Genomic DNA, 26,069 nt, shown 5'->3' with positions numbered 1-26,069 from the left:
GGCCCGTCCCGGGACGTAGCTCCCGCGACGGGCCCGGCGTCCGCCGCTCACACCGGTTCGAGGCCCGGGTTCCCGGCCTCGGTCATGAACGAGGCGGCGGTCGAGACCGGCGCGCCGGGTGTCGTGACCGCCGGCACCGTACGGAAGTCGGCGCGCGCCGCGTCCCGGCCCAGCGTGACGAGCGCGTACCCGCGCCGCCCGTTGTAGAACCTCATGTGCGGATTGGCCCGCGTGTACGTCTCCCAGTTCGCCGGCCTGTCCGCGCCGTCCTTCCCGCTGGAGACGGACGTGGCCACGATCTCCGTCCCCACCGTCCTCGACGCCGGGTCGGCGAAGTCGCGCTTGATGTCGTAGGCGTAGGCGACATGGACGTCCCCGGTGAGCACCATGAGGTTGGCGACGCCGGCCGCGTCGGCCCCGGCCAGCAGCCGTTCCCGGGAGGCCGGGTAGCCGTCCCACGCGTCCATGCTGACCTTGGCGACCGGGTTCAGGTCCAGCCTGCGCGCCGAGAAGTTGACCTGCTGCGGTACGACGTTCCACACCGCGCGGGAGGTGCGCCAGCCGTCGATCAGCCACCGCTCCTGCGTCTCACCGGTCATCGTGCGCGACGGGTCCTCCGACTCGGGGCCGGGGACGTGCGCCACGTCGCCGTACGCCTGGTCCGAGCGGTACTGCCGGGTGTCCAGGACGTCGAACTGCGCGAGCCGCCCGAACGGCAGGCGCCGGTAGAGCCGCATGTCGGGACCCTGCGGGCGCTGCGGGACGCGCAGCGGCTGGTTCTCCCAGTACGCGCGGTAGGCGGCGGCCCTGCGGAGCAGGAACTCCTCCGGCGGTACGTCGTTCTCCGGCGTCCCGTCCGCGTAGTTGTTCTCCGTCTCGTGGTCGTCCCAGGTCACGACGAAGGGGTGGGCGGCGTGCGCGGCCATCAGGTCGGGGTCCGACTTGTAGAGCCCGTACCGCAGCCGGTAGTCCTCCAGCGTCACGGTCTCCCGGTTGAAGTGCGCGGGCAGCCGCCGGTCGGTGTAGCCGCGGGCGCCCCCGGCCGCCGTCACCGCGTACTCGTACAGGTAGTCGCCGAGGTGGAAGACGACGTCGAGGTCCTCCTCGGCGAGGTGCCGGTACGCGGTGAAGTAGCCGTCGTGGTACGCCTGGCAGGAGACGGCGGCGATCCTCAGCTCGCTGATCGCGGCGTTCCGCGCGGGCGCGGTGCGGGTGCGGCCCACGGGGCTGATCCACGTACCGGCGCGGAAGCGGAACCAGTACACGCGGTCGGAGTCCAGGCCGGGCACGTCGACGTGCACGCTGTGGTCGAACTCGGGGTGCGCGTCCACCTGTCCGCGCGCGGCGATCCGCGTGAAGCGGGCGTCGTGGGCTAGCTCCCACCGGACGGCGACCCGGGTTCTCGGCAGGCCGCTGTCCGGCTCGTACGGCCGGGGCGCGAGCCGCGTCCAGAGCAGGACCCCGTCGGGGCGCGGGTCCCCGGAGGCGACGCCCAGCGTGAAGGGGTCCTCGGTGATCCGCGCGCCGTCCAGCGGGGCGGCGCCCGCGACCCCGGCGGCGGGCAGATTCACGGCGAAGGCGAGCGCGGCCGCCGCGGCGGTGCCGGTCAGGAACCGGCGGCGGCCGAGATGGCGGGCGGCTGCCCGGAGTTCAGGTGCGTGGCTACCCGGCGCGTGGTGGTGTACGGGTGTCATGTGACCCTCCCCTGACGGCGGTTGTCAGGGGAGATTGCAGTCGGGGGCGGAGGCGGCCCGCCGTCAGTCGCGTGGCATGCACATGTCGTACGGATGAGGACTTGACGTCACGCCCGGTGATCCGCCGCTCACCGTCGCCGTACTCCTCGGGGCCGTACCCCGCGATGCCCGTACCTCTCGGGGCCCGGACGCGCCTCAATGCCCATGGCCGTCGTCCCCGTCGTCCCGCGCGCGGTCGGTCCGCCGGCTGATCCTGACCAGGCGCTCGAAGTCCACGGCCACTCCGCGCAGCAGCAGATCGACCAGCGGGCCCGCCGTGCCCCGGTCGATCGGCGCGTCGCCGAACAGCGCCCGCTGGTAGACCGTCGAGGCGAGCAGGTCGACCAGGAGCGCCGGGTCGACGTCGGGAAGCAGATCCCCCCGGTCGACCGCGCGCCGCACCGCGACCGTCGCGGCGTGCCGCGTCGGCTCGACCAGCACGTCGATCAGCCTCCGGTGCAGTCCGGCGTCGCCCGCGCAGTCCGCGATCAGCGGGGCGAGGACGCCGCCGGGCAGCCGCTCGTCCAGCGCGGTGGCGAGCAGCCGCACGCTCTGGACGAGATCGCACCGGGTGCAGCCGTTGTCCGGGACGGGCGGCGTGACCAGGACCGACGCGAGGGCGTCGACGACCAGGTTCTGCCGCAGCGGCCACCGCCGCCGTATCGACGCCTTCGTCGTGCCGGCCCGTGCCGCGACCGCCTCCAGGGCGAACCGCGCGTAGCCGCGCTCCCGCAGCACCTCCAGGGCCGCCGTCAGCACCGCCGCGTCGATCGCCGGGTCGCGCGGGCGTCCGGCGGCCGGGCTCACCGGCCGGCGTCCTGCGGATACCAGCGCAGCTCCACGGTGTTGCCGTCCGGGTCCGCCACGTAGATCGACTGGGCGTCGCCCCGCGCGCCGTACCGGCCGACCGGGCCCTCCAGCACCTCGAACGTGCCCGCGTCGATGACCTCCCGCCAGTCCAGCGGGTCGACGACGAGGCAGATGTGGTCCACGTTCGACCCGGCGCGCGGGCCGGCCACCAGGTCGATGATCGAGACCGGGCTGACCCGAACCGAAGGGAACGGGACCTCGCCCGCCCGCCACGCCTCCACCCGCACGGGCTCCAGGCCGAGGGGCCCGCAGTAGAAGTCCAGCGCGCGCTCCACGTCCGCCACGTTGAGCACCAGATGATCGAAGTCCTTGACCCGCATGACACCGTCCCCCGTCTTCGTCCCGCCCGTCCGTCCGCACGGCGGGCCGGTTCCTTTTGAATACGACCCGGTGCGGATCGTATTGCGTACTCTACCCCGGACCGGCCGGCGGTACGCCGAGTTCGTACCGGGTCATCTGATGGCGCCCCGCCGCGAGGACGACGAGGAGCACCGCGACCGCCGCGACCGAGCCGGCGGCCGCGCCCCCGGCGAGGAACAGATACGCGCAGGCGGCCAGCGAGCGCGCCGCGAGGTTCGACTCCGCCGCGAACAGGGCGGAGCGGCGCGGAGGACCCCCGGGCGCCCGGGCCTGCCGGACCAGACGGGCCACCGACACGCCGTCGCAGGCCGTCGCCAGGGCCAGACAGAGCCACGCGGCCGCCGTGGCCGCCCCCGGCACCGGACCGGCCGCCGCCGCGGCCCACCAGACCGCCCCGAGCCAGGGCACCACCAGCATCGCGGCGACCGTCGTCGCCACCCGGGACCCGCGCCGCACCGGCAGGGTCAGGCAGCGCGCCAGGCGGTCGCCCTCCGCGTCGCCGATGGCCAGGAACAGGTTGTAGAGCGTGCCGTGGACCGCCGCCGCCCCCGCCACCGGCCACACCGCGGGGGAGGCCGGCTCGTGCACCGCCGCGGCCCCGAACAGCACCAGGCCCGCGAGGGTCGCCGTGCCCTCCGTGACGTCCCCGACCAGGCCCGCGGTCTTGAGGCGCCGGTGGTACACGAGGTGCAGCCCGAACGCTCCCGCCAGCACCACCGGCGCCCGCCAGTCCAGCAGCAGCGCCCAGACCAGGGCGGTCGCGATGCAGACCACGGCCGCGGCCAGGGCGTGCGAGGGCCGCAACGCGCCCGAGGGGATGGGCCGGTGCGGCTTGCCCGCCGCGTCGATGTCCCGGCCCAGGTAGTCCCCGAGGTACGCGCCGCCGATGCCGCCCAGCGTGCACACGCCCCAGACCCCGAGCAGCGCCCCCGCGCCGGGCGCACGGCCCGCACCGACCCCGCCCGCGTACGCCCCGGCCAGCCCCAACAGGCCGTAGGTGGCGGACTCGTACACCCGCCAGGTCCGCGCGTGCGAGAGCAACAGGCCCCCGCGCACGGGGCGTTGTACGACCACGGGCTCCCCGGCGCCGCCCCCCTCGGCGGTCACGACGGAACACCGGGCACGCCGGTCCTGGCCGGTGCGAGGCCGCTCACCACGATCACATGGGCGTTCAACGACCGCCGGGCCAGGACGACACGACCTACCAGCCGGTCGCCGCCACCACCTCGCGCGCCACCTCCGCGACCGACCTGCCGTCCGTGTCCACCCGGACCGTGCCCGGCGGCGCCTCCCGCTCCAGCCGCCGCGCCGCCAGACCGCTGCGCTCGACGTGGACGGCCAGCTGGGACCCGGTCTCGCGCCGCGCGAGCCGCTCACCGGCGGTCGCGTCCCCGGCCGTGAGCAGGACCCGAATGATCCGGGCCTCGTCGCCCCCGAGGGCCCGGCGGAACATGTCGCTCTCCAGCACGCTCACCGTGTTGCTGTAGACGAGCCTGCGGTGCCCGAGCGCCGCGAAGTTCGCCCAGACCGCGCTCAGATTGCGCTCGGTGATCGCCGAGCGGCGCGGGTCGTCGGCGGGGGCGGGATGCACCTGGCCCAGGTAGTCGCCCTCCAGCAGGCAGTGCGCGACCCCGGCCCGTTGGAGGAGCTCGGACACCTCCCACGCCACCGTGGACTTCCCGACGCCCGAGCGGCCGCCGAGGAGGAGTGCTTCGTATGTGGTCATGCGCGGGAGCCTGGCAGCCCGCGCGAACCCGGGGCACCGGGTTTTCCGGCCCGCGCCCATGCCCGTGCCTGTGCCCCCCGGGCCCGCGTGCGGGCCGGGGTCCTCGGCGGGCTGCCGCACTGGCATGATCGGGCGCATGGCTGAACGTGTGATCGCCGCGTGTGACGGGGCGTCGAAGGGAAATCCGGGGCCCGCCGGCTGGGCCTGGGTCATCGCCGACGGGGCGGAGCTGCCCGACCGCTGGGAGGCGGGGGCGCTGGGCACCGCCACCAACAACGTCGCGGAACTGACCGCCCTGGAACGGCTCCTGGCCGCCGTCGACCCGGACGTACCGATGGAGATCCGGATGGACTCCCAGTACGCGATGAAGGCGGTCACGACCTGGCTGCCGGGCTGGAAGCGCAAGGGCTGGCGCACGTCGTCGGGCAGCCCCGTCGCCAACAAGGACCTGGTCGTGCGCATCGACGAGCTGCTCACGGGGCGTTCCGTGGAGTTCCGTTACGTACCCGCCCACCAGGTGGACGGCGACCGGCTCAACGACTTCGCCGACCGGGCCGCGAGCAGGGCCGCCATCGTCCAGGAGACGGCGGGCAGCGCGTACGGCTCCCCGGAGCCGCCCGCCGCGCCGGACACCGTGCGGTCCGGCGGCAAGGGGCGCTCCTCGGGCGGTACGAAGACGAAGGCGGGTACGCCTACGAGGACAGCGGCCGGCACGAGGACCGCCTCCGCGTCCACGCGGACCCTCAACGCCAAGTTCCCGGGCCGCTGCCGGTGCGGCCAGGCGTACGCCGCCGGTGAGCCCATCGCCAAGAACGCCGAAGGGTGGGGCCACCCCGCCTGCCGTACGGCAGCGGCGGAGTAGGGCACCTCGCGGACAGGGACGGGAGGGCGGCGTCCGCGGAGGACGCCGCCCTTTGCGCTCAGCCCGCGGTCCGGGGCCGGGGGAGGTCCGGCACCCTGGGGGAGTACAGCCACGCCGCGAACAGCTCGTCGAGCGGGTGGGCGCTGTGCCGCTGGGCCAGCGCGGTGAAGTCTTCGGTCGTGACCGTGCCGTGCCGGTGCAGGGCCGTCCACTCCCGCAGCAGCGAGAAGAACCCGCCGTCACCGAGCACCGTACGCAGCGCGTGCAGCGTCAACGCCCCCCGCTGGTAGACCTGGTCGTCGAACATCCGCCGTACGCCCGGGTCCGCGACCCGCAGGTCCTGCGGCAGCCGGGCCATCCGCGCCCGGGTCCGTTCGGCGGTCACCGCCGCGGAGACTCCGCCCGAGACCTCGGACCACAGCCACTCGGCGTACTTGGCGAAGCCCTCGTTCAGCCAGATGTGCCGCCAGTCGCCGACGCTCAGGCTGTTCCCGAACCACTGGTGCGCCAACTCGTGCGCGATCAGCCGCTCGCAGCCGCGCCGCCCGTCGACGTGGTTGGCGCCGAAGATGGAGAGCGTCTGCGCCTCCACCGGGACCTCCAGCTCCTCGTCCACGAGGACCACCGCGTACTCACCGAACGGATACGGCCCGAACAGGTCCTGGAACGCGGCCATCATCTGCGGCTGCCGCGCGAAGTCGTGGTCGAACCGCGCCTGCAACCCGGGCGGTACGGCCGCCCACTGCGGTACGGGACGCGTCCCGGGATCGACCAGCTCGACCAGTTCGTACAACCCGGTCTGGACCGTGGCGAGGTACGTCGACATCGGCTCCGGCTGGTCGTACACCCACGTCGTCGTGGACGCGCCGATCGTGCGCGACTCCAGCGTCCCGTTCGCCACCACCGTGTACGGCGAGGGCGCGGTCACCGTGATCCGGTACGCGGCCTTGTCGGTGGGCCGGTCGTTGCACGGGAACCAGGAAGGCGCCCCGATCGGCTGGCCCGCGACCAGCGCGCCGTCCTCCAGCTGCTCCCAGCCCAGGTCGCCCCAGTCCCGGGTCTTCACCGGCCGGGGGATGCCGGTGTAGCGCACCTCGACGGTGAACGGCTCCCCGGCGGCCGGTGGCCGCGTCGGCCGGATCCGCAGCTTGTCGGCCCGGTGCGTGTAGCGGGTCACGCGCTCGCCGTTCACCAGCACCCCGTCCACCCGGAACGGGCGCAGGTCCAGGCTGAACGAGGTGAGCGCGCCGCCCGGCAGGACCGGGTCCGCGACGGCCGACAGCGTGGCCCGGCCCGAGAGGCGGCCGGTGGAGGGGCGGTACGTCAACTCCAGGTCGTAACGCTCTACGCCGTAACCCGTGTTGCCGTGCGTGGGCAGGTACGAGTCGGCGGGGGCGAGCCCGCGGGGCGTGACGCCGGCCACCGGTCCCGCCGCCATCTCCCCGCCCGCGCCCGCGCCGGCTCTCGCGTCGGCGTCCGTGCCCGGTGCGGCTTCCGCGCCCGGTCCGGCGTCGGTGTCCGGTGCGGTGCTCGTGTTTGGTCCGGTGTGTGTGTCCGCCGGGTTCACCACTCCGGCCGTCACCTCCGCCACCGCGTCGACCGCGGTGCCGACCGCGGCGCGGACCCGGCCGGTCAGCCTTCCCGCACGGCCGTTCTTGCCCCTGCTCACGCTGCGGCGTCCTCCGTCGTCATCGTCGTCGTGCTCTTCGTGCTGGTCGCGCTTGTCGTGCTCTTCGCGCGCTTCAGGCGCTTCACGGCCTTCGAACCGCCGGGCGCCGTCTTCCGCGTCTTCCCCGAAGAGCGTACGTTCACCGTCTCCTCCCGCCACGACGCGATCGGATTGCCGAACCAGCGGGAGTCGTCGGGCAGGGTCTCGCCCCGCATCACCAACGACGCCGGTCCGACCGTCGTGCGGGCACCGATCGTCGCGCCGGGGAGGACGATCCCGTGCGGGCCCAGCGTCGCGCCCTGGCCGAGGACCACCTCGTCCATGCGCATGATCCGGTCGTGGAAGAGGTGGGTCTGCACCACACAGCCCCGGTTCACGCTCGCGCCGTCGCCGATCCGTACCAGATCGGCCTCGGGCAGCCAGTACGTCTCCGACCACACACCCCGGCCGATCCGCGCGCCGAGACTCCTCAGCCACACGTTCATCAGGGGCGTGCCGCCCACAGAGCCCGCCAGCCACGGCACGGCGAGCACCTCGACAAAGGTGTCCGCCAGCTCGTTGCGCCACACGAACGAACTCCACAGCGGGTGCTCGACCGCCCGGAACCGCCCCACCAGCAGCCACTTCGCCGCACACGCCACCGCGCACGCGACCAGCCCGCCGGCCAGCAGCAGGACCCCGCCGGACGCCACGGCGGCGCCGAAGCCCCAGCGCACGGCGACGGCCTCGAAGGCCGCGAGGACCAGCACGGCCAGTGCCACCGTGCACATCACGGGCACGATCCGGCACAGCTCGACCGCCGCGCGCGCCCAGCGCAGCCGGTTCGGCGGGCTGTACGTACGGCTCAGGTCGTCCGTCTCCACCGCCCTGGGCAGCTTCATCGGCGGCATCCCCAGCCAGGAACTGCCCGCCTTGGCCCCCTTCGGCGCCGTCGACAACACGCCCACCAGGCCCCGCTTGGGCACCGAGTGGCCACCGGACGCCATCCCCGAGTTGCCGAGGAACGCCCGCTTGCCGATCCGGGCCCCGGCGATCCGCAGCCAGCCGCCGCCCAGCTCGTACGGGGCGACCATCGTGTCGTCGGCGAGGAACGCGCCGTCGCCGACCGTGGTCATCGACGGGAGCGCCAGGACGGTCGACGCCTCCACCCCGCGCCCGACCCTCATCCCGAGCGCGCGCAGCCACACCGGGGTGAACAGGCTCGCGTACAGGGGGAAGAGGTGCACCCGCGCCATGTCCATCAGCCGCTCGGTGGCCCACGCCTGCCAGGCGATCCGGCCGTGCACGGGGTGGCAGCCCTCGCGCAGGCCGAGACCGAGCGCCCGTACGCCGACCACCACGAAGAGCGCGTAGCAGAGCAGGGACGCGAGGGTCGCGAGCGGTACGGCGGCGAGCGCGTGCGTGAGCGCGGTGCCCGCGTCGTGCGAGCCGCGCACGAAGACCGCGAGGACCAGCAGGCCGGGCAGCAGCGCGAGCGACGGCAGCAGGCTCAGTACGAGCGAGGTGACCGCGTACACGGCGGTCCAGCGGCGGGTGCGGGCCGGCCGCTCCTCGGGCCAGCGCCGCGGCGGTTTGCCCGAGGCCTTCCCGGCCCTGGCGGCGGGCACCCCGGCCCAGCGGCGCCCGTCGGGCACCGCGCCCGTCACCGCGGACCCCGCGTCGATCTCGGCGCGCTTGCCGATCCTGGCGCCGGGGAACAGGGTGCTGCGCGCGCCGACCGTGGCGCCCGCCCCGACCCGGATCCTGCCGAGGTGCAGCAGGTCGCCGTCCAGCCAGTGACCCGACAGGTCGACCTCCGGTTCGACGGCGCTGCCCCGGCCGAGCTTGAGCATCCCGGTCACCGGCGGCAGGGTGTGCAGGTCGACGTCCGGGCCGACCTGCGCGCCGAGCGCCCGCGCGTAGTGGGTGAGCCAGCTCCCGGAGAGGCCGGTCGCGCCGCTCAGCTCCGCCAGCCGCTCCGCGGTCCACAGCCGCAGGTGCACGGCGCCCCCGCGGGCGTAGGTACCGGGCCTGAGTCCGCGCAGCAGCAGCCGCGCGCCACCGGCGGCGATCGCGATCCGGCCCGGCGGGCTCACGCAGAGCAGCCAGCCGGCCAGGACCCACCACCAGGAGACGGCCGGGGCCCAGGAGTACGCACCGAAGTGCGCCAGCACGTTGTTGGCCGCCGCGACGGCGACGCCCCACCGGAGGCCGGCGACCGTCAGCAGCGGCAGCATCAACAGGATCTGCGCGAGGCCGGTGCGCCGGGGGACCGGTTCGATCGTGCGCGGCGCCGACGTCTCGGCGCGGGACTCGTCCAGGGTGCGGGCGAGGGCGCCGAGCCGGGGGTTCTGGTAGATGTCGCTGACCGACCCGGAGGGGTGGCGGGCCCGGATCCGCGAGACGAGCTGCGCGGCGGCGAGGCTGCCGCCACCGGCGGCGAAGAAGTCACTGTCGGGCCCGGTGGCCGGGGTGCCCAGCACCTCGCCCCACAACCCGGCCAGCCAGGCCTCGGTGGGGGTGAGGTCGCCCGCCTCCCCGGCGGCGCGCGCGCCGACCCCGGGGAGCGGCCACGGCAGCGCGGCACGGTCGACCTTGCCGGAGGTACGGGTGGGCAGCGTCTCCACGACGGCGAGCAGCGGCACCATGGCCGCAGGCAACGCGGCCCGAAGCCGCCGCAACGCGTCGTCCACGTCAAAGCCGACGGACACGCCGTCCTGCCCGGCCCCACCGCCCGAAGAGCCCGACGCCCCGTCCGAGAACGCCGAACGGTCCCCCTCGCCGCCGCCACCGGCGGACGCCCCCGAGCCGCCGCGGGCAGCCCGCCCGGCACCGGACATGGTGTCGGCGTCCACGGCCAGGCCGCCGTCCGACGCCTCGCCCGACCACGCGGTGCGCGCCCCGCCGGGCGCGGCCCCCGCCTGGTTGGTGCTGCCCGGCGCGGGCGAGCCGGTGTTGCCGTCGCGGGTCGCCGCCCCGGCTCCCGGCGGGGTGTCCGCGTCACCGGCACGGAGGCCGTCCGACGTGTCGTTCCCGTCGCTTCCGCCGACGGGCGGCGCGGTGCGCGCCCCGACCGGGTCGGTGCCGGTGCCCGGCGCCCCCGAGCCGGTGTTGCCGTTGCGGGGTGCCGGCCCGGCACCCGGTGCGGTCTCGGCCCCGGAGGCCCCGTCCGTCGCGCCGTCCGACCGCGCGGTGCGCGCCCGGCCAGGGGCCGCCCCCGCGTGGTCGGTGCCCGCAGCCGAGTCCGCCTCGCTGCCGGAGAGCGGCGCTGTCCCCACGCCGGCGGACGCCCCCGGCCCGTCCGGGGCATCGTGAGCCGCGCTCGGACCCTCCGCCGCAGCGGACACCGCCGACGCGTCGGGAGCAGAGTCCTCGGGGGCCCCGCTCCCCGGCGACGGCGTCGCCGTCACCACGTACCCCACCAGCATCTGGTGCCCCGCGGGCGTCGTGCGGATCGCCGCCGCCGCCCCCGCCACCCCCGGCAGCGCCTGGAGCGCCGCGTCGACCTCGCCCAGTTCGATGCGCCGCCCGCCCAGCTTGACCTGCTCGTCCGCGCGCCCGACGAACAGCAGTCCCTCCTCCTCCGCCCGCACCAGATCGCCGCTGCGGTACGCGCGCGACCAGCCGAGCGACGGCAGCGCCGCGTACTTCTCCGCGTCCTTCTCGTGGTCCAGGTACCGCGCCAGCCCCACCCCGCCGATCACCAGCTCGCCGACGGCGCCCATCGGCACCACCTCGCCCCGGGCGTCCACGACCGCCAGCTCCCAGCCGTCGAGCGGAAGCCCGATCCGTACCGGCCCCTCACCCGTCAGCCGCGCCGCGCACGCGACGACCGTCGCCTCGGTCGGCCCGTACGTGTTCCACACCTCGCGGCCCTCGACGGCCATCCGCTCCGCCAGCTCCGGCGGGCACGCCTCGCCGCCGAAGATCAGCAGCCGTACGTCGTCCAGCGCCTCGACCGGCCACAGCGCCGCGAGCGTCGGGACGGTCGACACCACGGTGATCTCCTGCTCGACCAGCCAGGGGCCGAGATCGAGACCGGTCCGTACGAGCGAGCGGGGCGCGGGCACCAGGCAGGCGCCGCTGCGCCACGCCAGCCACATCTCCTCGCACGACGCGTCGAAGGCGACCGACAGCCCGGCGAGCACCCGGTCGCCGGGCCCCATCGGCTCCTCGGCCAGGAACAGCCCGGCCTCCGCGTCCACGAACGCCGCCGCGTTGCGGTGCGTGACGGCGACGCCCTTGGGCCGCCCCGTGGAGCCGGACGTGAAGATGATCCACGCGTCGTCCTCGGGCCCCGGCCGGCCCCCCACGCCCCCGGGGGCGCCCCGCGGCACCAGGTCCAGCCCGGCGCCCAGCACCGCGCAGACCCCCGCCTCGGAGAAGACCAGCTCCGCCCGCTCGTCCGGGTCCTCCGCGTCCACCGGCACGTACGCCGCGCCGGCCGCCAGGACGCCCAGGATCGCGACGTACAGATCGGCGGTGCCCGACGGGACGCGGACGCCGACCCGGTCACCGACGCCGACGCCCCCGGCCTTCAGCCGCAGCCGCAGGGTGTCCACCTCGGTGAGCAGCGCGCGATAGCTCAGAGCCCCGGTCCCGTCGTCGACGGCGGGCGCGTTCGGGAAGCGCCGCGCCGTCTCGCCGAGGATGTCGATCAGGGTGCGGCCGTCCGGGGCCGGGCGCCCGGGGAAGACGCCGGACCTCACCGGCGTGTCCAGGACACCGGCCGACAGCGACCCGATCAGGGTCTGGGACTCGTCCGCTACTACAGTCATGCACATTCTCCGGGGTCAGGGGGGTCAGGCGTTCGGTGACACCGGCCGGACCACTCGCTCCGCCGTTACGGCTCCACACTGAGCCGGATCCCGAACACCCGCTCGCGGGGAGGGCCCACGCGAGGGCGAACCGTCCGGGCGGCCCGTTCACGACCGCCGCCCGACGTGTGCCGATCCTTGGCCGGACCGCCCTGCCGGCAGCCGATCCGATCGGCGCTCCCTACGCCGAACAGGGAGTTTACCGAGCGTTAACCGCATCCGCCCGTTGGTCACGGCGGCGTGGGCCGGGGCAGGCGCCTACCGGGCCGTCACCGGGCCGGGGCCGCCCGCGACCGCGATGATCGTCATCACCCCAGGTGGGACCCGCTCGGCGCACCGCCCCGCGCGGCGCGACACGCCCGGGCGCCACCCCCGCCCCGCGCACCCCGTCCTGTGGCTGGACTCACAGCCGCGAGGCCGTCAGGGGCCGTTGTCAGTGGTGCCTGGAATGCTTGCGGGCATGGACGAACTGATGCGGCGCAGGGTGTACGGCGCCGACCACGACGACCCGGACCCGGGCCCCCGGCCCGGCCACGTCTACCGGGAACTGGTCGCCGGCCCGCTCGACGGACTCCTCCTGGACGTCACCGGCTGGCCCGCCGACCGCCTGCGCGACGGCGCGTCGCTGACGACGGAGATCGGCTCGTACGGAGCGGGAGGCCACGCGCTCTACGGACCCCGCCCCGCGGACCCGGACCGCTGGGACTGGCAGGGCGACACGCCGTAACCGGGCCGCCGCCAGGCCCCCCGCCCACTGCGTCGCCACGCTCCCCGGCGCGAGGAATCGCCCGCCCGATCATTGTGTTGACCACACGGAACAGGCCCCGTCCGCCCCGACACCCTGGAGAGCCGATGACGACCCTCGAAGAAGCGACCGCCCTGGCCCGGGAGGAGAACGGCCTCGCGGTGATCTCGACGCTGCGCGCGGACCTCACGATCCAGTCCTCCCTGGTCAACGCCGGTGCCCTCGACCACCCTTCGACCGGTGAGCGGGTCCTCGCCTTCGTCACCTACGGCAAGGTGAAGCTGGGCAACCTCCGGGCCAGACCGCAGGTGACGGCGACCTTCCGCAAGGGCGGGCAGTGGGCGACGGTCGAGGGCGAGGCCCAGCTCGCCGGCCCCGAGGACCCCCAACCGTGGCTGGACACCGAGCGGCTGAGGCTCCTGCGGCGCGAGGTGTTCGTGGCGGCCGGCGGCGACCACGAGGACTGGGACGAGTACGACCGCGTGATGGCCGAGCAGGGACGTACCGCCGTCCTCATCACCCCGCGCCGGGTGTACAGCAACTGACGCGGGGTCCGTGCCGTACGGCCGTCAGATCGTGACGCAGACCTCCTCGATCTGACGGCCGCTGCGCACCAGCGCCCCGCACACGAGCGGCGCGCTCTGCTCGCGTCCCACCGCCCACCGGTACCGCGAGGCGTTGACCCGGCCGCTGCGGAACTCACCCCAGTAGGACCGGAGCTGGCCGCTCAGGCCGTCCCTGGTCTCCACCGTGATGTCCTGCACGAACCTGTTGTGGTGCGCCGTGTACACACAGATGTAGGTGCCGCACCTGCCGTCGACCTCCGCGGGCCTCGCACTCGCGGGAGCCGCCACGGCCATCCCCACGAGCACCGCGCCCGCCACCGTCGTGGCCACGCGCCGTACCGCGTGCCGAGCGACAACATCCCGCAGATCACGCAGATTCCGCATATTTCCTCCATGTCGGAGAGGGGGCGATTGCGGAACGAGAATGTCACCGAAGCATGTCCGGGCAAAGCGGTCATCGCGAAAAGCACTCGTTCGAGTCCTCGGCGCCCCGCGCGCCGCCGGTCCGCGCTGTCACACCTCCGGGCTGTCACCCGCACTGTCACACTTCCGCGCCGGTACGGCTCTCGGGACGGGACCGCACATTCCCCTCGCGCCCCAGGAAGCCTTCCCATGGACCTCGCCTTCGTGCTGCTCGCCCTCGTCACCGTCTGCGCCAACGTGTTCTCCGCCGTCTGCGACTTCGTCCGCTACGAGAAGGTCGCCGTCGGCATGGACGCGGCCGGTGTGCCCCGCTCCTGGATGCCGGCGCTCGGGGTCCCCAAGGCGGCCGCCGCCCTCGGACTCCTCGCGGCCTTCCGGATCCCGCCGCTCGGCACGGCCGCGGCGGCCGGACTCGTGGTGTTCTACCTGTGCGCCGTCGCGACCCATCTGCGCGTACGGGACTACTCGTTCGGGTTCCAGTACCCGTTCCTGGTGCTGGCCCTCGCCACCCTGGCCCTGAGCCTGGCTCGCTGACTGCTGACCGGGAGCCCGGCGCGGGCGGCGCCGCTCAGGGACGCGGGGAGGGCGGCGTCAGCCAGTCGAGCAGGATCCCGTTGACCTCGGCGGCCCGTTCGCGCGGGATCCAGTGCCCGCAGTCCTTCAGGATGTGCGAGGCGGTCAGTCCCGGCAGCGTGGCGGGGAAGGCGTCGATGGCGGCGCTCAGCCACGTCGTGGACGCGTCCCGCTCCGCCCCGACGAACAGCGAACGCTGCGTGATCGGCGCGCCGTTCCAGGCGGCGAGATCCTCCCAGTCCCGGTCGGCGTTCCGGTAGCGGTTGAGGGCGCCGGTCAGTCCCGTACGTTCGAACTCACCGGCGTACTCGTCGAGTTCGGCCTCCGTGAGCCACGCGGGCAGGACGCCCTCGACGAAGCGGTCGGACATCCGCCGGCCGGCCGGCACGAAGAACGGGCTGTCGGCCCCCGCGGGCGCCATCGTGTCGGCGGACAGACTGGCGTAGAAGCCCGCCAGCCAGCCGCGCACGTCCGGCTCGATCTCCGCCTCGGCCCGCCCGGGCTCCTGGAAGTAGCCGACGTAGAACTCCTCGTCCCCGCCGATCGCCGCGAAGGCGTCCGTCGGCCGGGGACCCCCGGGCGGCGCGTAGGGGACACCGAGCATGCCCACGGCCGTGAACACGTCGGGCCGCAGGAGCGCGGAGGCCGCGGCGATCGTGGAGCCCCAGTCGTGGCCCACGACGGTCGCGGTCTCCTCGCCCAGCGCCCGCACGACCGCGACGTTGTCGGCCACATGGCACAGCATCCGGTACGACGCGACGTCCGCGGGCTTCGAGGACCGCCCGTACCCCCGCAGGTCGACGGCGACCGCGTGGTGACCCGCGGCGGCGAGGACCGGGAGCTGGTGGCTCCACGCACGCCACGACTCGGGGAAGCCGTGGAGCAGCAGCACCAGCGGGCCCGTGCCCTGCTCCACCAGGTGGATCCGGCCGCCGGGGACCTCGACCAGGCGGTGCCGGGGACCGGGCACCGGGGAAGGTACGGGGGTGGGCTGCGCCATGACGCTCTCCTCGTGGGTGATGCCGGTACGTGCCGGCGGTCGTCGGCGGCGGTCGGCCGCCTGTGAGCACGAGCATCTGCCACGAGCGCGGCCCGGTGCAGAAAACTTGCCGGTTCGGCAAAGAGTCCCGGCGCCGGACGTCCTTGTCGCAAACCTGCCAGCCCCGCACCGGGACCGGATGGTCCCATGGTCGTCATGACCACACAGCACACCCGCGCCCGCGCCTTCCGTACCCTCCACCGCCCCTCCGCCCCCCTGGTCCTCGCGAACGCCTGGGACGTGGCGAGCGCCCGCCTGATCGAGGCCGCCGGATCACCGGCGGTCGCCACGACCAGCGCCGGGGTCGCCTGGAGCCTCGGCGCGGCCGACGGCAACGCGATCGACCGCGAGCGGGCCGTCGACCTGGTCGCCCGGATCGCCGCCGCCGTGGACGTGCCCGTGAGCGCCGACATCGAGTCGGGCTTCGGCGCCACCGCCGCCGAGGTGGGCGAGACCGTCGCCCGGGTGATCGCCGCCGGCGCCGTCGGCGTCAACATCGAGGACGCCCACACGGACCCGGCGTTCCCGCTCCGCCCGGCCGCCGAACAGGCCGGGCGCATCGCCGCCGCACGCGAGGCCGCCGACGCCACCGGCGTACCCCTGTTCATCAACGCCCGCACGGACACCTACCTGTCGGGCGCGCTCGACCCGTCCGTACGCCTCAAGGAGACACTGGAGCGCGCGCGTACGTACCTGGCGGCCGGCGCCGACGGGATCTTCGTGCCCGGCATCACCGACCTGGCCGAGGTCGCCGCCCTCACGGACGGGATCGACGCCCCCGTCAACATCCTGGTGGGTTCCGGCGCACCCTCCGTCGCCGACCTCGCGCGGCGCGGTGCCGCCAGGATCAGCCTCGGCTCCTCGGTCGCCCTGTCCGCCTACGCGGTGGTCCGCCGTGCCACCGAGGAGCTGCTGACCACCGGCACCTACAGCGGTCTCGCCGGGGGCCTGGAGTACGGGGAGCTGAACGCCCTCATGCGGCGGTCCGACTGAGCCTCCCGGCCCAGCGGCCCGCCCCCGCACACGAGCAGTCCGCCCCCGCACACCACTGCGTCAGGCCATGGCCGTCGTGCGGAACGCCAGGTGCTCGTCCTCCACGGTCACCCGCACATGCGCCCCGGAGGCGAGCGCGCCGTCCAGCAGCAGCCGGGACAGGGCGTTGTCGACCTCGCGCTGGATCGTGCGGCGCAGCGGACGCGCGCCGTACTCCGGCTGATGGCCCCGCCGCGTGATCCAGTCGACGGCCTCCGGCGCGAACTCGATCGTGATGTCCTGCGCGCGCAGCCGGCGGCGGGTGGCCTCCAGGAGCAGTCCCGTCACCTCCCTGAGCTGCTGGTCGGTGAGGCGGCGGAAGATGATCACCTCGTCCAGGCGGTTGAGGAACTCCGGCCGGAAGTGCTCACGCAGCGCGCCGAGCGCGCGTTCCTCCGCCGCCGACCGGGTCCGCGAACCGCCCGCGCCACCCGGCTGCCCGTCGTCGGAGGCGTCCGGGGAGGCGAAGCCGAGCGAGCCGCGGCCGCCGCTGAGGGCGTCCGAGCCCAGGTTGCTCGTCATGACGACCACCGTGTTCTTGAAGTCGACCCGGCGGCCCTGGGAGTCCGTCAGATGCCCCTCGTCGAACACCTGGAGCAGCAGGTTGAAGACATCGGGGTGCGCCTTCTCCACCTCGTCGAGCAGGAGCAGCGAGTACGGGTGCCGCCGTACGGCCTCGGTGAGCTGCCCGGCGTCCTCGTGCCCCACGTATCCCGGCGGGGCCCCGACGAGCCGGCTGACCGTGTGCCGCTCCTGGTACTCGCTCATGTCGACGCGCACCATGCGGTCCTCGCTGCCGAACAGAGCCTCCGCCAGCGCCCTCGCCAGTTCGGTCTTGCCCACGCCGGTCGGTCCGAGGAAGAGGAAGCTCCCGATCGGGCGGTTGGGGTCGGCCAGGCCCGCCCGGGAGCGCAGGATCGCGTCCGACACCGCCGAGACCGCCGCGTCCTGCCCCACCACCCGGGTGTGCAGGTGTTCCTCGATGCCGAGGAGCCGCGTCTTCTCCTCCTCGGTCAGACTGCTGACCGGGATGCCCGTCTGCCGGGACACCACCTCGGCGATGTCCTCCGCCGACACCTCCACGATGTGGCCGTCGCCCTCGCTCCGGCCGTCCTCCGCCCCGATCCGGTCGACCAGTTCGTTGATCCGGTCCCGCAGCTCGGTGGCCCGCTCGTACTGCTCCGAGGCCACCGCCTGGTCCTTGTCCCTGGTCAGCTGCTCCGCCTCGCGCTCCAGGTCCCGTACGTCGGTGGCCTTCGTCCGCGAACGCAGCCGCACCCGGGCACCGGCCTGGTCGATCAGGTCGATGGCCTTGTCGGGCAGGAAGCGGTCGGTGATGTACCGGTCGGAGAGCTCGACGGCCGCGAGCAGTGCCTCGTTCGTGTAGCGGACCTGGTGGTGGGCCTCGTACCGGTCCTGGAGCCCCCGCAGGATCTCCACCGCGTCCGGCGCGGTGGGCTCGGGCACCAGGATCGCCTGGAAGCGCCGGGCGAGCGCGGCGTCCTTCTCGATGTAACGGCGGTACTCCTCCAGGGTGGTGGCGCCGATGACGTGCAGCTCGCCCCGGGCGAGCGCCGGCTTGAGCATCTGGCTCGCGTCGCTGCCCGACCCCTCGGAACCGCCGCCTCCCGCGCCGACCACGGTGTGCAGCTCGTCGATGAAGACGATCAGCTCGTCGGAGTGGGAGCGGATCTCGTCGATGATGGCGCCGAGCCGCTCCTCGAAGTCGCCCCGGAAACGGGTGCCGGCGACCACGCCCGACAGGTCCAGGGCGACGACCCGCCGGTCGTGCAGCGTGCCCGGCACGTCCCCGTCGCCGATCCGCTGCGCGAGTCCCTCCACGATGGCCGTCTTGCCGACCCCGGCGTCACCGATGAGGACGGGGTTGTTCTTGCCGCGCCGGGAGAGCACCTCGATGGTCTGCTCGATCTGCTCCTCGCGGCCGATGACCGGGTCGATCCGGCCCGTCCGGGCGAGGTCGGTCAGGTCGCGGCTGTACTTGTCGAGGGTCGGCGTGCCGTGCTGCTGCCCCGTGCCCTGCTCCATGCCGGGAGGCTGCGGGCCGACGCCGCCGTGCTGGGCGGCGGGCGGCGTGAAGCGGACCACGTTCAGGATCCGCCCCGCCGCCGAGTCGGGATTGGCCGCGAGCGCGCCGAGGACGTGCTCGGGACCGATGTACGAGGAGCCGGTCGCCCGCGCCAGTTCGTGGGCGCCGAGCAGGGCCCGTTTCACCGCCGGGGTGACGGACACGGACTTCTGCTGCGGGCCCGAGCCCACACTCCGGTCGATCTCCGCGGCCAGGGCGTCCGGGTCCGCGCCGGCCTGCTCCAGCAGGGCGCGGGTCGGCTCGGCCGTGAGCGCCGCGTGCAGCAGGTGTTCCGTGCCCAGTTCCGGGCTGCCGTGCTCCGCCGCGTAGCTGGCCGCCGCCGCGACCAGTTCCCTGGCCGGTTCGCTCATCAGCCGGGCGATGTCCGCCTGCCGGGGTGGCGGCCGTCCCTGGCCGCCGTTGTTCGCACCGTAACCGAGGATGCGGGAGAGGAAGTCACTGAACGGGTCGGGGCCGTAGCCCTCCGGACCCATGAATCCACTGCTCATGTGCGTCCGATCCGCTGTCACGGCTCCACCGCGACCAGCTGCGCCGTGGGGGCCGCCTGTACGCCCCTGTACCTGTACGTACCTGTACGCGCGTGTCTGTCGCATCTGCGACTTTCATCGTAGTCGCAGACAGCGGGAAGCACCGCTGCGGGACGGCGCCGTACGGGCCCGGGGGACCGGGGTCGTACCGGGGGAGCGCGGTCAGCTCGGGTGCGGCCAGACCCCTCCGCCGTACGCCAGCTCGCTGGCCAGCAGCGCCGCGCCGACGACCCCCGCCCGCGGCCCCAGCTCCGACATCACGATCGGCAGGTTGCCGGTGGCGAGGGGCAGCGAGCGTTTGTACACCACACTGCGGATCTCGGACAGCAGGACGTAGCCGAGCCCCGACAGCCCGCCGCCGATGACGATCATGGACGGGTTCATGAAGCTGACCAGGGTGGCCAGGACCTGCCCCACCCGGTGGCCGCCGTCGCGGATGAGGGTGACACACGTGCTGTCCCCGCCCGCCGCGCACTCACCGACGTCGACGGCGGTCAGCGCGCCCCGCTCGGCGAGCCGGTCGGCGAGGGCCGGCGAACGGCCGTCCCGGGCGGCCGCGGTGGCGTCCCTGGCGAGCGCCGTCCCGCCGAAGTACGCCTCCAGGCAGCCGAAGTTGCCGCACGAACAGACGGGACCGTCCGACTCGACCTGGATGTGCCCGATGTCCCCGGCGGCCCCCGCCGCGCCGCGGTAGATGTGGCCGTGGTGCTGGACCCCCGAGCCGATGCCGCTGCCGATCTTGACGAAGAGCAGGTGCTCGACGGTCCTGGCCACCCCGCTGTGCTGCTCGCCCAGCGCCATCACGTTCACGTCGTTGTCCACGACCACCGGGCAGTCATGGGCACGGGCGAGGGTGTCCCGTACGGGGTAGCGGTTCCAGCCCGCCATGATCGGCGGCGAGACGGGAACCCCCTCCCGGAAGCTGACAGGCCCCGGCAGGCCGATGCCGATCGCGTCGAGCCGCGTGTAGTGGCCCCGCTCGCGCATCCCGCCGAGGAGTTCGCTGACCCGGTCCAGCACCGCGACGGGACCCGAGCGGATGTCGGCCACCTCGGAGCAGGACGCCACCGGGTCCAGGCCGCCGTCGGTGATCTCGATGTCGATCGAACTGGCGCCGAGGTCGACCGCCGCGAACCGCAGCCCCGGCGCCAGGCGCACGAGCGTGGAGCGGCGGCCGCCGCGCGAGGCGGCCGGACCGGCCTCCAGGACCCGGCCCGCGGCGACCATGCGGTCGAGCTCCGCGAGGAGCCGCGGGCGCGGAACCTCGACCCGGTCCGCCAGTTGGGCACGGGACAGCGGCCCGTTGTCGCGCAGCAAACTCATGACGCGGTACGGAATGTTCACGGGCTCCCCTCCTCGGGACACCTTAGGGCGGAACACCTCGGGGACGGAGCGGGACGGAACAGCCGGCGACGGAGCGGGACGGACACCGGCCGGGCCCGGAGCCGGACGGAGAGCGCCGTGAAGGGCAGGGGCCGGCGTGGACCGGTCCCTGCCCTTCACGCGAGCCGCCCTGCCCGGCGGGGCGGCACCCGGCGCGTCAGTCGCCCAGGCCCCCCTTTACCGCGAGCGCGTCCCGGGCCAGCGCGGCCCGCGCCGCCGCGTCGGACACGAGGGACGTGTCACGCGCGGACACCGCGAACGCGTCCAGGACCGCCGCGGCCTGGGAGGTGCGCCCGGCCTGCGCGTGGGCGCGGGCCTGGTCGAGCCGGACCGTGAGCCGCTGCTCGCCCTGCGCCGTGACGAGCCCCTCGGCCCGCAGCCGCGGGATCAGGGTGCCCAGGTCGCCGAAGGACGTGCGGGTCGTGAAACGCACGGTCCGTACGGTGGTGTTGCCCGCCGCGTCCTTGGCGGTGACCGTCAGGTCGTGCCCGCCGAGCGGCAGCCGCCAGAGCGCCAGGGGCTGCCCCGAGGTGACGGCCGACCCGTCGAGCGTGGTGGTGGCGGTGGCCCCGCCGGACACCGGGTCGGTGACGGCGATCACCGGGGCGGGCCGGGTGGAGTCGCCGTACGTGCCGTCCGCGTCGAGGCCGGTGACCGTCACCGAGGGGCCGGTGCGGTCGATCCGTACGGTGAGACTGCCGACCTCCGAGACGTTCCCGCCGCTGTCGGTCGCCCGGTAGCGGATCGACGTGATGCCCTCGGTGGACAGGGTGACGGCCGCGTTGGCCGCCAGCCAGGTCGTCCCCCCGTTGACCGAGTACTGCCGGCTGCTGACCGTCCCGTTGCCGGTGGCGGCGACGTTCAGGGTGACGTTGCCGGTGTACCACCCGTTGCTCCCGGTGGGCTGGGCCGGGTTGAGCGTGGCGGTCGCCCTCGGCGGTGTCTTGTCGGCAACGCCCGCGCCCTGGAAGGTCAGCGAGTCCACCTCCACCCCGCCGGTCGAGGTGACGTACAGCCGCCCGGTGCCCGAGGGGGCGCCCGCGAGGGAGGTGGTCACGGTCCGCCAGCCGTCACCGGCCGGCACGGACACGGTGGCGAAGGGCGCCGCGTCCGCCGCGTTCCACCGCAGGGACAGCGTCCCCGCGCCGGACGCGCGGGTCTGCACGCCGGTGATGCCGGCGAACGAGACGGGGTCGTACGCGATCCAGTCCCCGGCGTCGAAGGACGTCACCTTGCGCTGTCCCGACGCGGTGGTGTCGTCGGTGACCGTGATCCCCTGCGAGGCGTCGTAGTGCTCGCCCTGCATGAGCGCCGGGTTGAGGACGACCTGCGCGTCACCCGTCGCGGCCGGGACACCGCCCGCGCCCTTGTCCGTGTACGCGATCCCGAGGACGCCGAACACGTTCTCGGTGTCACCGTGCCCGGCGTCGGCCGGGGTCACGACCGCGCCCGCGCAGCCCGTCCCGCTGTTGACGGGGTGACCGTGCTGGTTGTGCCCGAGACCGAAGGTCCAGGCGACCTTCGCGCAGTCGATCGCGGTGCCGTCCTCCGGGTCGTTGATGTCGACGCCGTACGGCACGGCGTCGCCCCAGGTGAAGAAGCCGCCGTCGGGCGGCGAGGTGATCTTCACCGTCGGCGCCGTGTTGCCGACGGTGATCTGACGGCTGGACAGCCCCGACTTGCCCTGCGGGTCGGTGACCTTCAGCCGGGCCTGGAACTGTCCGTTCGCGGGGTACGTCCGGGTGGCCCGCGGCCCGGTGGCGTCGAAGGTGCCATCACCGTCCAGGTCCCACTGGTAGGTGAGCGCGCCGCCCTCCGGGTCGGTGGACGAACCCGCGTCGAAGGCGACCGTCAGCGGGGCCTGGCCCGACGAGGGGGACGCCTTGATCACGGCGGTCGGGGCCTTGTTGCCCTCGGCGTAGTCGATCCGGTACAGACCCGCGTCGGGGTTCTGCCGGAAGAATCCGTCGCCGTAGTCGAGCACGTACAGCGCCCCGTCGGGACCGAACTCCATGTCCATCGGGTTGTCCCACGGCGGGATGCCGTTCGCCGCGCGCTCGCTGTTCGGCAGGACGTTCTCCAGCTTGGTCACCGGCCCGTCGGGCCCGCCGACGGTCAGGGCGGCCACGTAGTCCTGGGAGAACTCGCCGAAGAACGCCTTGCCGTCCCAGTACGCGGGGAACTTGCCGGGGGAGGGGTTGTCGGCGTCGTAGTGGTAGACGGGACCCGCCATCGGCGCCTGGCCGCCGGGACCACCGGGGCCCCGGAAGGCGGTCAGCTCCGGCCACGGCTGGTCGGTGTCCCGGTCTCCGTACCAGAGGGTGGCGGGGACGGCGGGCGGCAGCTGGGCCAGACCGGTGTTCCACCGGGAGTCGTTCACCGGCGCCGCGCAGTCGAAGGCCGGCCCCGGGGTCAGCGTGGCGAAGTCGAAGTCCCGGTACGGGCGCGTGTTGTCACCCGTGCAGAACGGCCAGCCGCTGTTCATCGCCTTGGTGGTGGTCTGCCACTCGACGTAACCCATCGGCCCGCGATCCGCGCTGGCGGTCCCCGCGTCGGGCCCGTAGTCGCCCCACATCACGGCGCCCGTCGCCTTGTCGACCGTCATCCGGTAGGGGTTGCGCAGCCCCATCACGAAGATCTCGGGACGGGTCTTCGCGGTCCCCACGGGGAACAGGTTCCCGTCCGGGATCGTGTAACTCCCGTCCTCCTGGACGGAGATACGGAGGATCTTGCCCCGCAGGTCGTTGGTGTTGCCCGCGCCGCGCCGCTCGTCGAGGCCCGGGTTGTAGGTGGCCGCGTCGTTGATCGGCGTGTAGCCGCTGACGTTCGGGCCGGACGCCGGGGTGTTGCCGCCGGTCGCCAGGTAGAGGTTGCCGTCGGCGTCGAAGTCCACGTCCCCGGCGACATGGCAGCACTGGCCGCGGTTGTGCCCGACGCGGATGATCTCCTGGGCGGACGCGGGATCCAGCTTGTCCCCGGTCCACTTGTAGCGGACGAGGCTGTCGTACCCCTTCCACCGGTCCCAGTACGAGTCGTCCTGCCCGGCCGGCAGCCGTTCCGGCGCCGAACCCGTCGGCGTGTCGAGCGGGGGCGAGTAGTAGAGGTAGACCCACTTGTTGGTGGCGAAGTCCGGGTCCAGGGTCACCGTCTGGAGACCCATCTCCGAGTTCTGGTACACGTCGATGTGATTGACGACCTTCGTCACACCGCTGCCCGGGTCGGTCAGCCGCAGATCCCCGTTGCGGGCGGTGTGCAGGACCCTGCTGTCGGGCAGCACGGCGAGGTCGATCGGCTCGCCGGTGTCCTTGGTCAGTGTCACCTTCTCGTAGTTCGCCCAGTCCAGGGCGTGTTCGTGGCCGGGGTGCGCCTGCGCGGCGGGGGCCAGGCCCACCGCGCCCAGTGCGGGCAGCGCGGTGAGGAGGACCCCTGCTATCAGGCGTCTCAGGTTACGGTGCACGGCGGTTGCGTCTCCTAGGGTCGCTGGGCGGTTTCGCGGATGTGCCGGGACACGTCCTGGGCCGGTGGAGACGGCCTAGCGGTTGAGGAGTTGCTTGATCGCCCCGAAGCTGCGCTCGGCCGCGGCGAGCGAACCGGGCGGATTCGGCAGGGTGTTGGGGGCCGTGTCCTGCTCCCAGATCCCGACATGGCTCGCCCGCGGCCCGATGTCCCGGACGAACTTCTCGTACGGCAGGTCTCCCGCGCCGAATTCGACGATGTCGTACCCGTCCGCCTTCGACGGGTTGGCGTCGCCGTCCTTGAGGTGGAACAGCGGGTAGCGGTACGGCTGGTCCCGCACGTACGCCGCCGGCTCGAAGCCGGGCCAGCGGTGCTGCCCGACGAACGCCCAGTAGACGTCCAGCTCCAGGTACACGTGCCGCGGGTCGGTGTTCCTGAGGAAGACGTCGTACAGCCGGACCGACGGCTGGTCCGTCGCGAACGCGAACTCCCCGGCGTGGTTGTGCTGGTAGAGCTTGAGGCCGCGCGCCGTGGCCGCCGCGCCCCAGGTGTTGAACTCCTCGGCCGCCGCGAGATAGCCGGCGACGGTGTTGCTGTTCGAGGGCGCGTTGGCGGTCCCCACGTGCGGCATGCCGAGGATCTGCGCCGCGTCCAGCTCCGCCTGGAGGTTGGTGCGCAGGTTACCGATGCCGACGTGACTGCCCACCGCCCGCAGCCCGTTGTCGTCCAGCAGGCGGCGGATCTCCTGGAGGGTGATCTGCCGGCCCAGGATGGAGGTGTTCTGGGTGTACCCGGCGAACTCGATCTCCTTGTAGCCGATACGGGCCAGCTCCGCCAGCACGACGGCGAAGCCGAGCGAGGAGACCTTGTCGCGGATGCTGTAGAGCTGGATGGCGATGCGGTCCTTGGGGATGGACAGGCCGCTCGCCGCGGCGGCGGAGGTCGCCCCCACGCCGGTGACGGTGGCGGCGGCGAGCGCCACGGTGGTGCCTGCGGTGGCGCGCAGGAAGGCTCTGCGGTCGAAGGACTTGCTGATGTGGCCCACGGTCACTCCTGAGGTTTGCGGCCGGGAAGGTCGGGGGGTGCGCCGGTGCGCGGCGCGGGGCTGCTCCGGACTGCCCCGATGGCGGGGCGGGGTGTGGCGGGGCGAGGCGCGTTGATCGACGGCGGGACGGTGCGGCACGCGGCCCGGCGTGCCCGCGCCGTACGGGCTACAGGCCGGAGTCGCCCGCCGCGCTCGCGTCCGCCCGGGCGTCGGCGACCCGCTGCTCGACCTTCTCGGCGAGGGCGTTCCCGCGGTCCTGCGGCGCCGCCTTGCGGGCCGCGGCGGCGGACGGGGCGGCGGCGGCCGCGGTCTCGCCGGTGACCGCGCCCCGGACCCTGGCCAGCGGCCCGAGCCCCAGCACCGGGCTGTTGCCGGTGGCGGTGAGGCCGCCCCGGACGATGGTGTTGTCCAGCACGGTCGACGCCGAGTTGTCGGTGACCGTCAGGCTCCCGCCCAGGTAGGTGGCCCCGGCGCAGGAGCCGAGCGTCCCCTCGCCCCCGAGCTGGAGGGTGTCGGCGTTGTTCCGGTACGTGGTGTTGCCCTCGACCTCGCTGGCGCACAGGACCCCGCCGAGCGTGTTCCCGCCGACGGTCAGGGCGCCCTTGACCGTGCTGTCGTAGACGTCGGTGTACAGGTTCCCCTCCCCGGTCAGCGCGCCGGACAGGGTGCTCCCCGACACATACAGCTCGCCCGCCGAGGATCTGACTGTGCCGCCGAGCGTCGCGTCGACGGCGTACACGAACCCCTTGTCGGCGGTCACCCCCGTCTTGACACTGCTGTTCTGGAAGTGCGCGCCGAAGGCCGACTGCGTGGTCACGGAGCCCTTGACCGCCGTGTCGGTCAGGTCCAGGTAGGCGTTCTGACGGACCGTCACACCCTGGTTGAAGGTCGCGCCGGACGCCACGAGGTCGGCTCCCGCCTCGACCGTCACGCTGCCCTTGACCTTGGTGCCGGTCAGCGTGCACGACTGCCCGGCGGGTACGACCAGGTCCCCGCCGACCGTCACGGCGCCGCCGTCGCCGACACAGGTGGTGTAGAGCGCCGCCGAGGCGGATCCGGCGAGTCCCACGAGGCCCGCGGAGGCGGCGAGCGAGGCGGTGGCAACAAAGATGCGGATCTTCATGTCGCTTCCCTTTTCTGCTGCGGTCACGGCCGCG

18 protein-coding genes and 1 pseudogene are annotated in these 26,069 nt (G+C 73.9%); 5 read left to right on the top strand and 14 right to left on the bottom strand.

The window, feature by feature from the left end; all coding sequences use genetic code 11:
- Positions 1–47 precede the first annotated feature (47 nt).
- The 5 genes from HA039_RS00425 to HA039_RS00405 form a co-directional block, all read right to left on the bottom strand.
- Complete coding sequence (locus HA039_RS00425; RefSeq protein WP_167022091.1) at positions 48–1,694, bottom strand: alkaline phosphatase D family protein; 1,647 nt, start codon at positions 1,692–1,694, stop codon at positions 48–50.
- A 195-nt stretch (positions 1,695–1,889) separates the two neighbouring features.
- Positions 1,890–2,540 (bottom strand): TetR/AcrR family transcriptional regulator, encoded by a 651-nt coding sequence (locus HA039_RS00420; RefSeq protein ID WP_167022089.1) that lies wholly within the window; start codon positions 2,538–2,540, stop codon positions 1,890–1,892.
- The gene (locus HA039_RS00415) at positions 2,537–2,923 is read right to left on the bottom strand and encodes a VOC family protein (RefSeq protein WP_167022087.1); all 387 of its coding nucleotides are present in this window, start codon (positions 2,921–2,923) and stop codon (positions 2,537–2,539) included. Before HA039_RS00415 ends, HA039_RS00420 begins: the two co-directional genes overlap by 4 nt.
- 91 nt (positions 2,924–3,014) lie before the next feature.
- Positions 3,015–4,070, bottom strand: coding sequence for a UbiA family prenyltransferase (locus tag HA039_RS00410; protein ID WP_167022085.1), 1,056 nt, complete (start codon positions 4,068–4,070; stop codon positions 3,015–3,017).
- A gap of 94 nt (positions 4,071–4,164) precedes the next feature.
- Complete coding sequence (locus tag HA039_RS00405; protein ID WP_167022083.1) at positions 4,165–4,689, bottom strand: nucleoside/nucleotide kinase family protein; 525 nt, start codon at positions 4,687–4,689, stop codon at positions 4,165–4,167.
- Positions 4,690–4,813: 124 nt separating this feature from the next.
- Between HA039_RS00405 and HA039_RS00400 the strand changes: the two genes are divergently transcribed.
- Positions 4,814–5,551, top strand: a complete 738-nt coding sequence (locus HA039_RS00400) for a ribonuclease H family protein (protein WP_167022081.1) — start codon at positions 4,814–4,816, stop codon at positions 5,549–5,551.
- 58 nt (positions 5,552–5,609) lie between these two features.
- On the opposite strand, the gene HA039_RS00395 is transcribed toward HA039_RS00400, so the two are convergent.
- Complete coding sequence (locus tag HA039_RS00395) at positions 5,610–6,989, bottom strand: M1 family metallopeptidase (protein WP_167035874.1); 1,380 nt, start codon at positions 6,987–6,989, stop codon at positions 5,610–5,612.
- A 383-nt stretch (positions 6,990–7,372) separates the two neighbouring features.
- Positions 7,373–11,977: pseudogene (locus HA039_RS33695) on the bottom strand (Pls/PosA family non-ribosomal peptide synthetase); the annotation flags it as partial.
- Between the two features lie 499 nt (positions 11,978–12,476).
- Between HA039_RS33695 and HA039_RS00380 the strand changes: the two are divergent.
- Complete coding sequence (locus HA039_RS00380) at positions 12,477–12,743, top strand: hypothetical protein (protein ID WP_167022079.1); 267 nt, start codon at positions 12,477–12,479, stop codon at positions 12,741–12,743.
- A gap of 125 nt (positions 12,744–12,868) precedes the next feature.
- The gene (locus tag HA039_RS00375) at positions 12,869–13,306 is read left to right on the top strand and encodes a TIGR03618 family F420-dependent PPOX class oxidoreductase (RefSeq protein WP_167022077.1); all 438 of its coding nucleotides are present in this window, start codon (positions 12,869–12,871) and stop codon (positions 13,304–13,306) included.
- A gap of 24 nt (positions 13,307–13,330) precedes the next feature.
- On the opposite strand, the gene HA039_RS00370 is transcribed toward HA039_RS00375, so the two are convergent.
- The gene (locus HA039_RS00370; RefSeq protein WP_243868958.1) at positions 13,331–13,711 is read right to left on the bottom strand and encodes a hypothetical protein; all 381 of its coding nucleotides are present in this window, start codon (positions 13,709–13,711) and stop codon (positions 13,331–13,333) included.
- Positions 13,712–13,939: 228 nt separating this feature from the next.
- On the opposite strand from HA039_RS00370, the gene HA039_RS00365 reads away from it, so the two are divergent.
- On the top strand, positions 13,940–14,284 hold the full coding sequence (locus HA039_RS00365; protein ID WP_167022075.1) for a DoxX family protein: 345 nt from the start codon (positions 13,940–13,942) through the stop codon (positions 14,282–14,284).
- A 34-nt stretch (positions 14,285–14,318) separates the two neighbouring features.
- Here the strand turns inward: HA039_RS00365 and HA039_RS00360 are convergent, their stop codons facing one another.
- Positions 14,319–15,323 (bottom strand): alpha/beta fold hydrolase, encoded by a 1,005-nt coding sequence (locus tag HA039_RS00360; protein ID WP_167022073.1) that lies wholly within the window; start codon positions 15,321–15,323, stop codon positions 14,319–14,321.
- Positions 15,324–15,518: 195 nt separating this feature from the next.
- Here HA039_RS00360 and HA039_RS00355 point away from each other — a divergent pair, with 195 nt between their 5' ends.
- Complete coding sequence (locus tag HA039_RS00355) at positions 15,519–16,355, top strand: isocitrate lyase/PEP mutase family protein (protein WP_167022071.1); 837 nt, start codon at positions 15,519–15,521, stop codon at positions 16,353–16,355.
- Positions 16,356–16,415: 60 nt separating this feature from the next.
- On the opposite strand, the gene HA039_RS00350 is transcribed toward HA039_RS00355, so the two are convergent.
- The 5 genes from HA039_RS00350 to HA039_RS00330 form a co-directional block, all read right to left on the bottom strand.
- Positions 16,416–18,989, bottom strand: coding sequence for an ATP-dependent Clp protease ATP-binding subunit (locus HA039_RS00350; protein ID WP_167022069.1), 2,574 nt, complete (start codon positions 18,987–18,989; stop codon positions 16,416–16,418).
- 201 nt (positions 18,990–19,190) lie between these two features.
- Positions 19,191–20,351, bottom strand: coding sequence for an ROK family transcriptional regulator (locus HA039_RS00345; protein ID WP_167035868.1), 1,161 nt, complete (start codon positions 20,349–20,351; stop codon positions 19,191–19,193).
- Positions 20,352–20,568: 217 nt separating this feature from the next.
- Positions 20,569–23,868, bottom strand: a complete 3,300-nt coding sequence (locus tag HA039_RS00340; protein ID WP_243868955.1) for a PQQ-dependent sugar dehydrogenase — start codon at positions 23,866–23,868, stop codon at positions 20,569–20,571.
- 75 nt (positions 23,869–23,943) lie between these two features.
- Positions 23,944–24,912: a sugar phosphate isomerase/epimerase family protein gene (locus tag HA039_RS00335; protein ID WP_167022067.1), complete on the bottom strand. Its 969-nt coding sequence runs from the start codon at positions 24,910–24,912 to the stop codon at positions 23,944–23,946.
- A gap of 166 nt (positions 24,913–25,078) precedes the next feature.
- Entirely contained in the window at positions 25,079–26,062 is a 984-nt protein-coding gene (locus HA039_RS00330; protein ID WP_167022065.1) for a hypothetical protein, read from the bottom strand.
- Positions 26,063–26,069 lie beyond the last annotated feature (7 nt).

This window comes from Streptomyces liangshanensis, assembly GCF_011694815.1.
Taxonomy (GTDB): Bacteria; Actinomycetota; Actinomycetes; order Streptomycetales; family Streptomycetaceae; genus Streptomyces; species Streptomyces liangshanensis.
The sequence above is the reverse complement of the archived record's forward strand: the minus strand, read 5'-3'. Positions and strand labels throughout refer to the sequence as shown.

What these genes read in the sequence shown, in the direction of transcription:
- HA039_RS00425 (WP_167022091.1), bottom strand. Translation starts at nt 1,694, where the DNA reads ATGACACCCGTACACCACCACGCGCCGGGTAGCCACGCACCTGAACTC.
- HA039_RS00415 (WP_167022087.1), bottom strand. Translation starts at nt 2,923, where the DNA reads ATGCGGGTCAAGGACTTCGATCATCTGGTGCTCAACGTGGCGGACGTG.
- HA039_RS00405 (WP_167022083.1), bottom strand. Translation starts at nt 4,689, where the DNA reads ATGACCACATACGAAGCACTCCTCCTCGGCGGCCGCTCGGGCGTCGGG.
- HA039_RS00400 (WP_167022081.1), top strand. Translation starts at nt 4,814, where the DNA reads ATGATCGGGCGCATGGCTGAACGTGTGATCGCCGCGTGTGACGGGGCG.
- HA039_RS00395 (WP_167035874.1), bottom strand. Translation starts at nt 6,989, where the DNA reads ATGGCGGCGGGACCGGTGGCCGGCGTCACGCCCCGCGGGCTCGCCCCC.
- HA039_RS00380 (WP_167022079.1), top strand. Translation starts at nt 12,477, where the DNA reads ATGGACGAACTGATGCGGCGCAGGGTGTACGGCGCCGACCACGACGAC.
- HA039_RS00375 (WP_167022077.1), top strand. Translation starts at nt 12,869, where the DNA reads ATGACGACCCTCGAAGAAGCGACCGCCCTGGCCCGGGAGGAGAACGGC.
- HA039_RS00370 (WP_243868958.1), bottom strand. Translation starts at nt 13,711, where the DNA reads ATGCGGAATCTGCGTGATCTGCGGGATGTTGTCGCTCGGCACGCGGTA.
- HA039_RS00365 (WP_167022075.1), top strand. Translation starts at nt 13,940, where the DNA reads ATGGACCTCGCCTTCGTGCTGCTCGCCCTCGTCACCGTCTGCGCCAAC.
- HA039_RS00360 (WP_167022073.1), bottom strand. Translation starts at nt 15,323, where the DNA reads ATGGCGCAGCCCACCCCCGTACCTTCCCCGGTGCCCGGTCCCCGGCAC.
- HA039_RS00355 (WP_167022071.1), top strand. Translation starts at nt 15,519, where the DNA reads ATGACCACACAGCACACCCGCGCCCGCGCCTTCCGTACCCTCCACCGC.
- HA039_RS00350 (WP_167022069.1), bottom strand. Translation starts at nt 18,989, where the DNA reads ATGAGCAGTGGATTCATGGGTCCGGAGGGCTACGGCCCCGACCCGTTC.
- HA039_RS00345 (WP_167035868.1), bottom strand. Translation starts at nt 20,351, where the DNA reads ATGAGTTTGCTGCGCGACAACGGGCCGCTGTCCCGTGCCCAACTGGCG.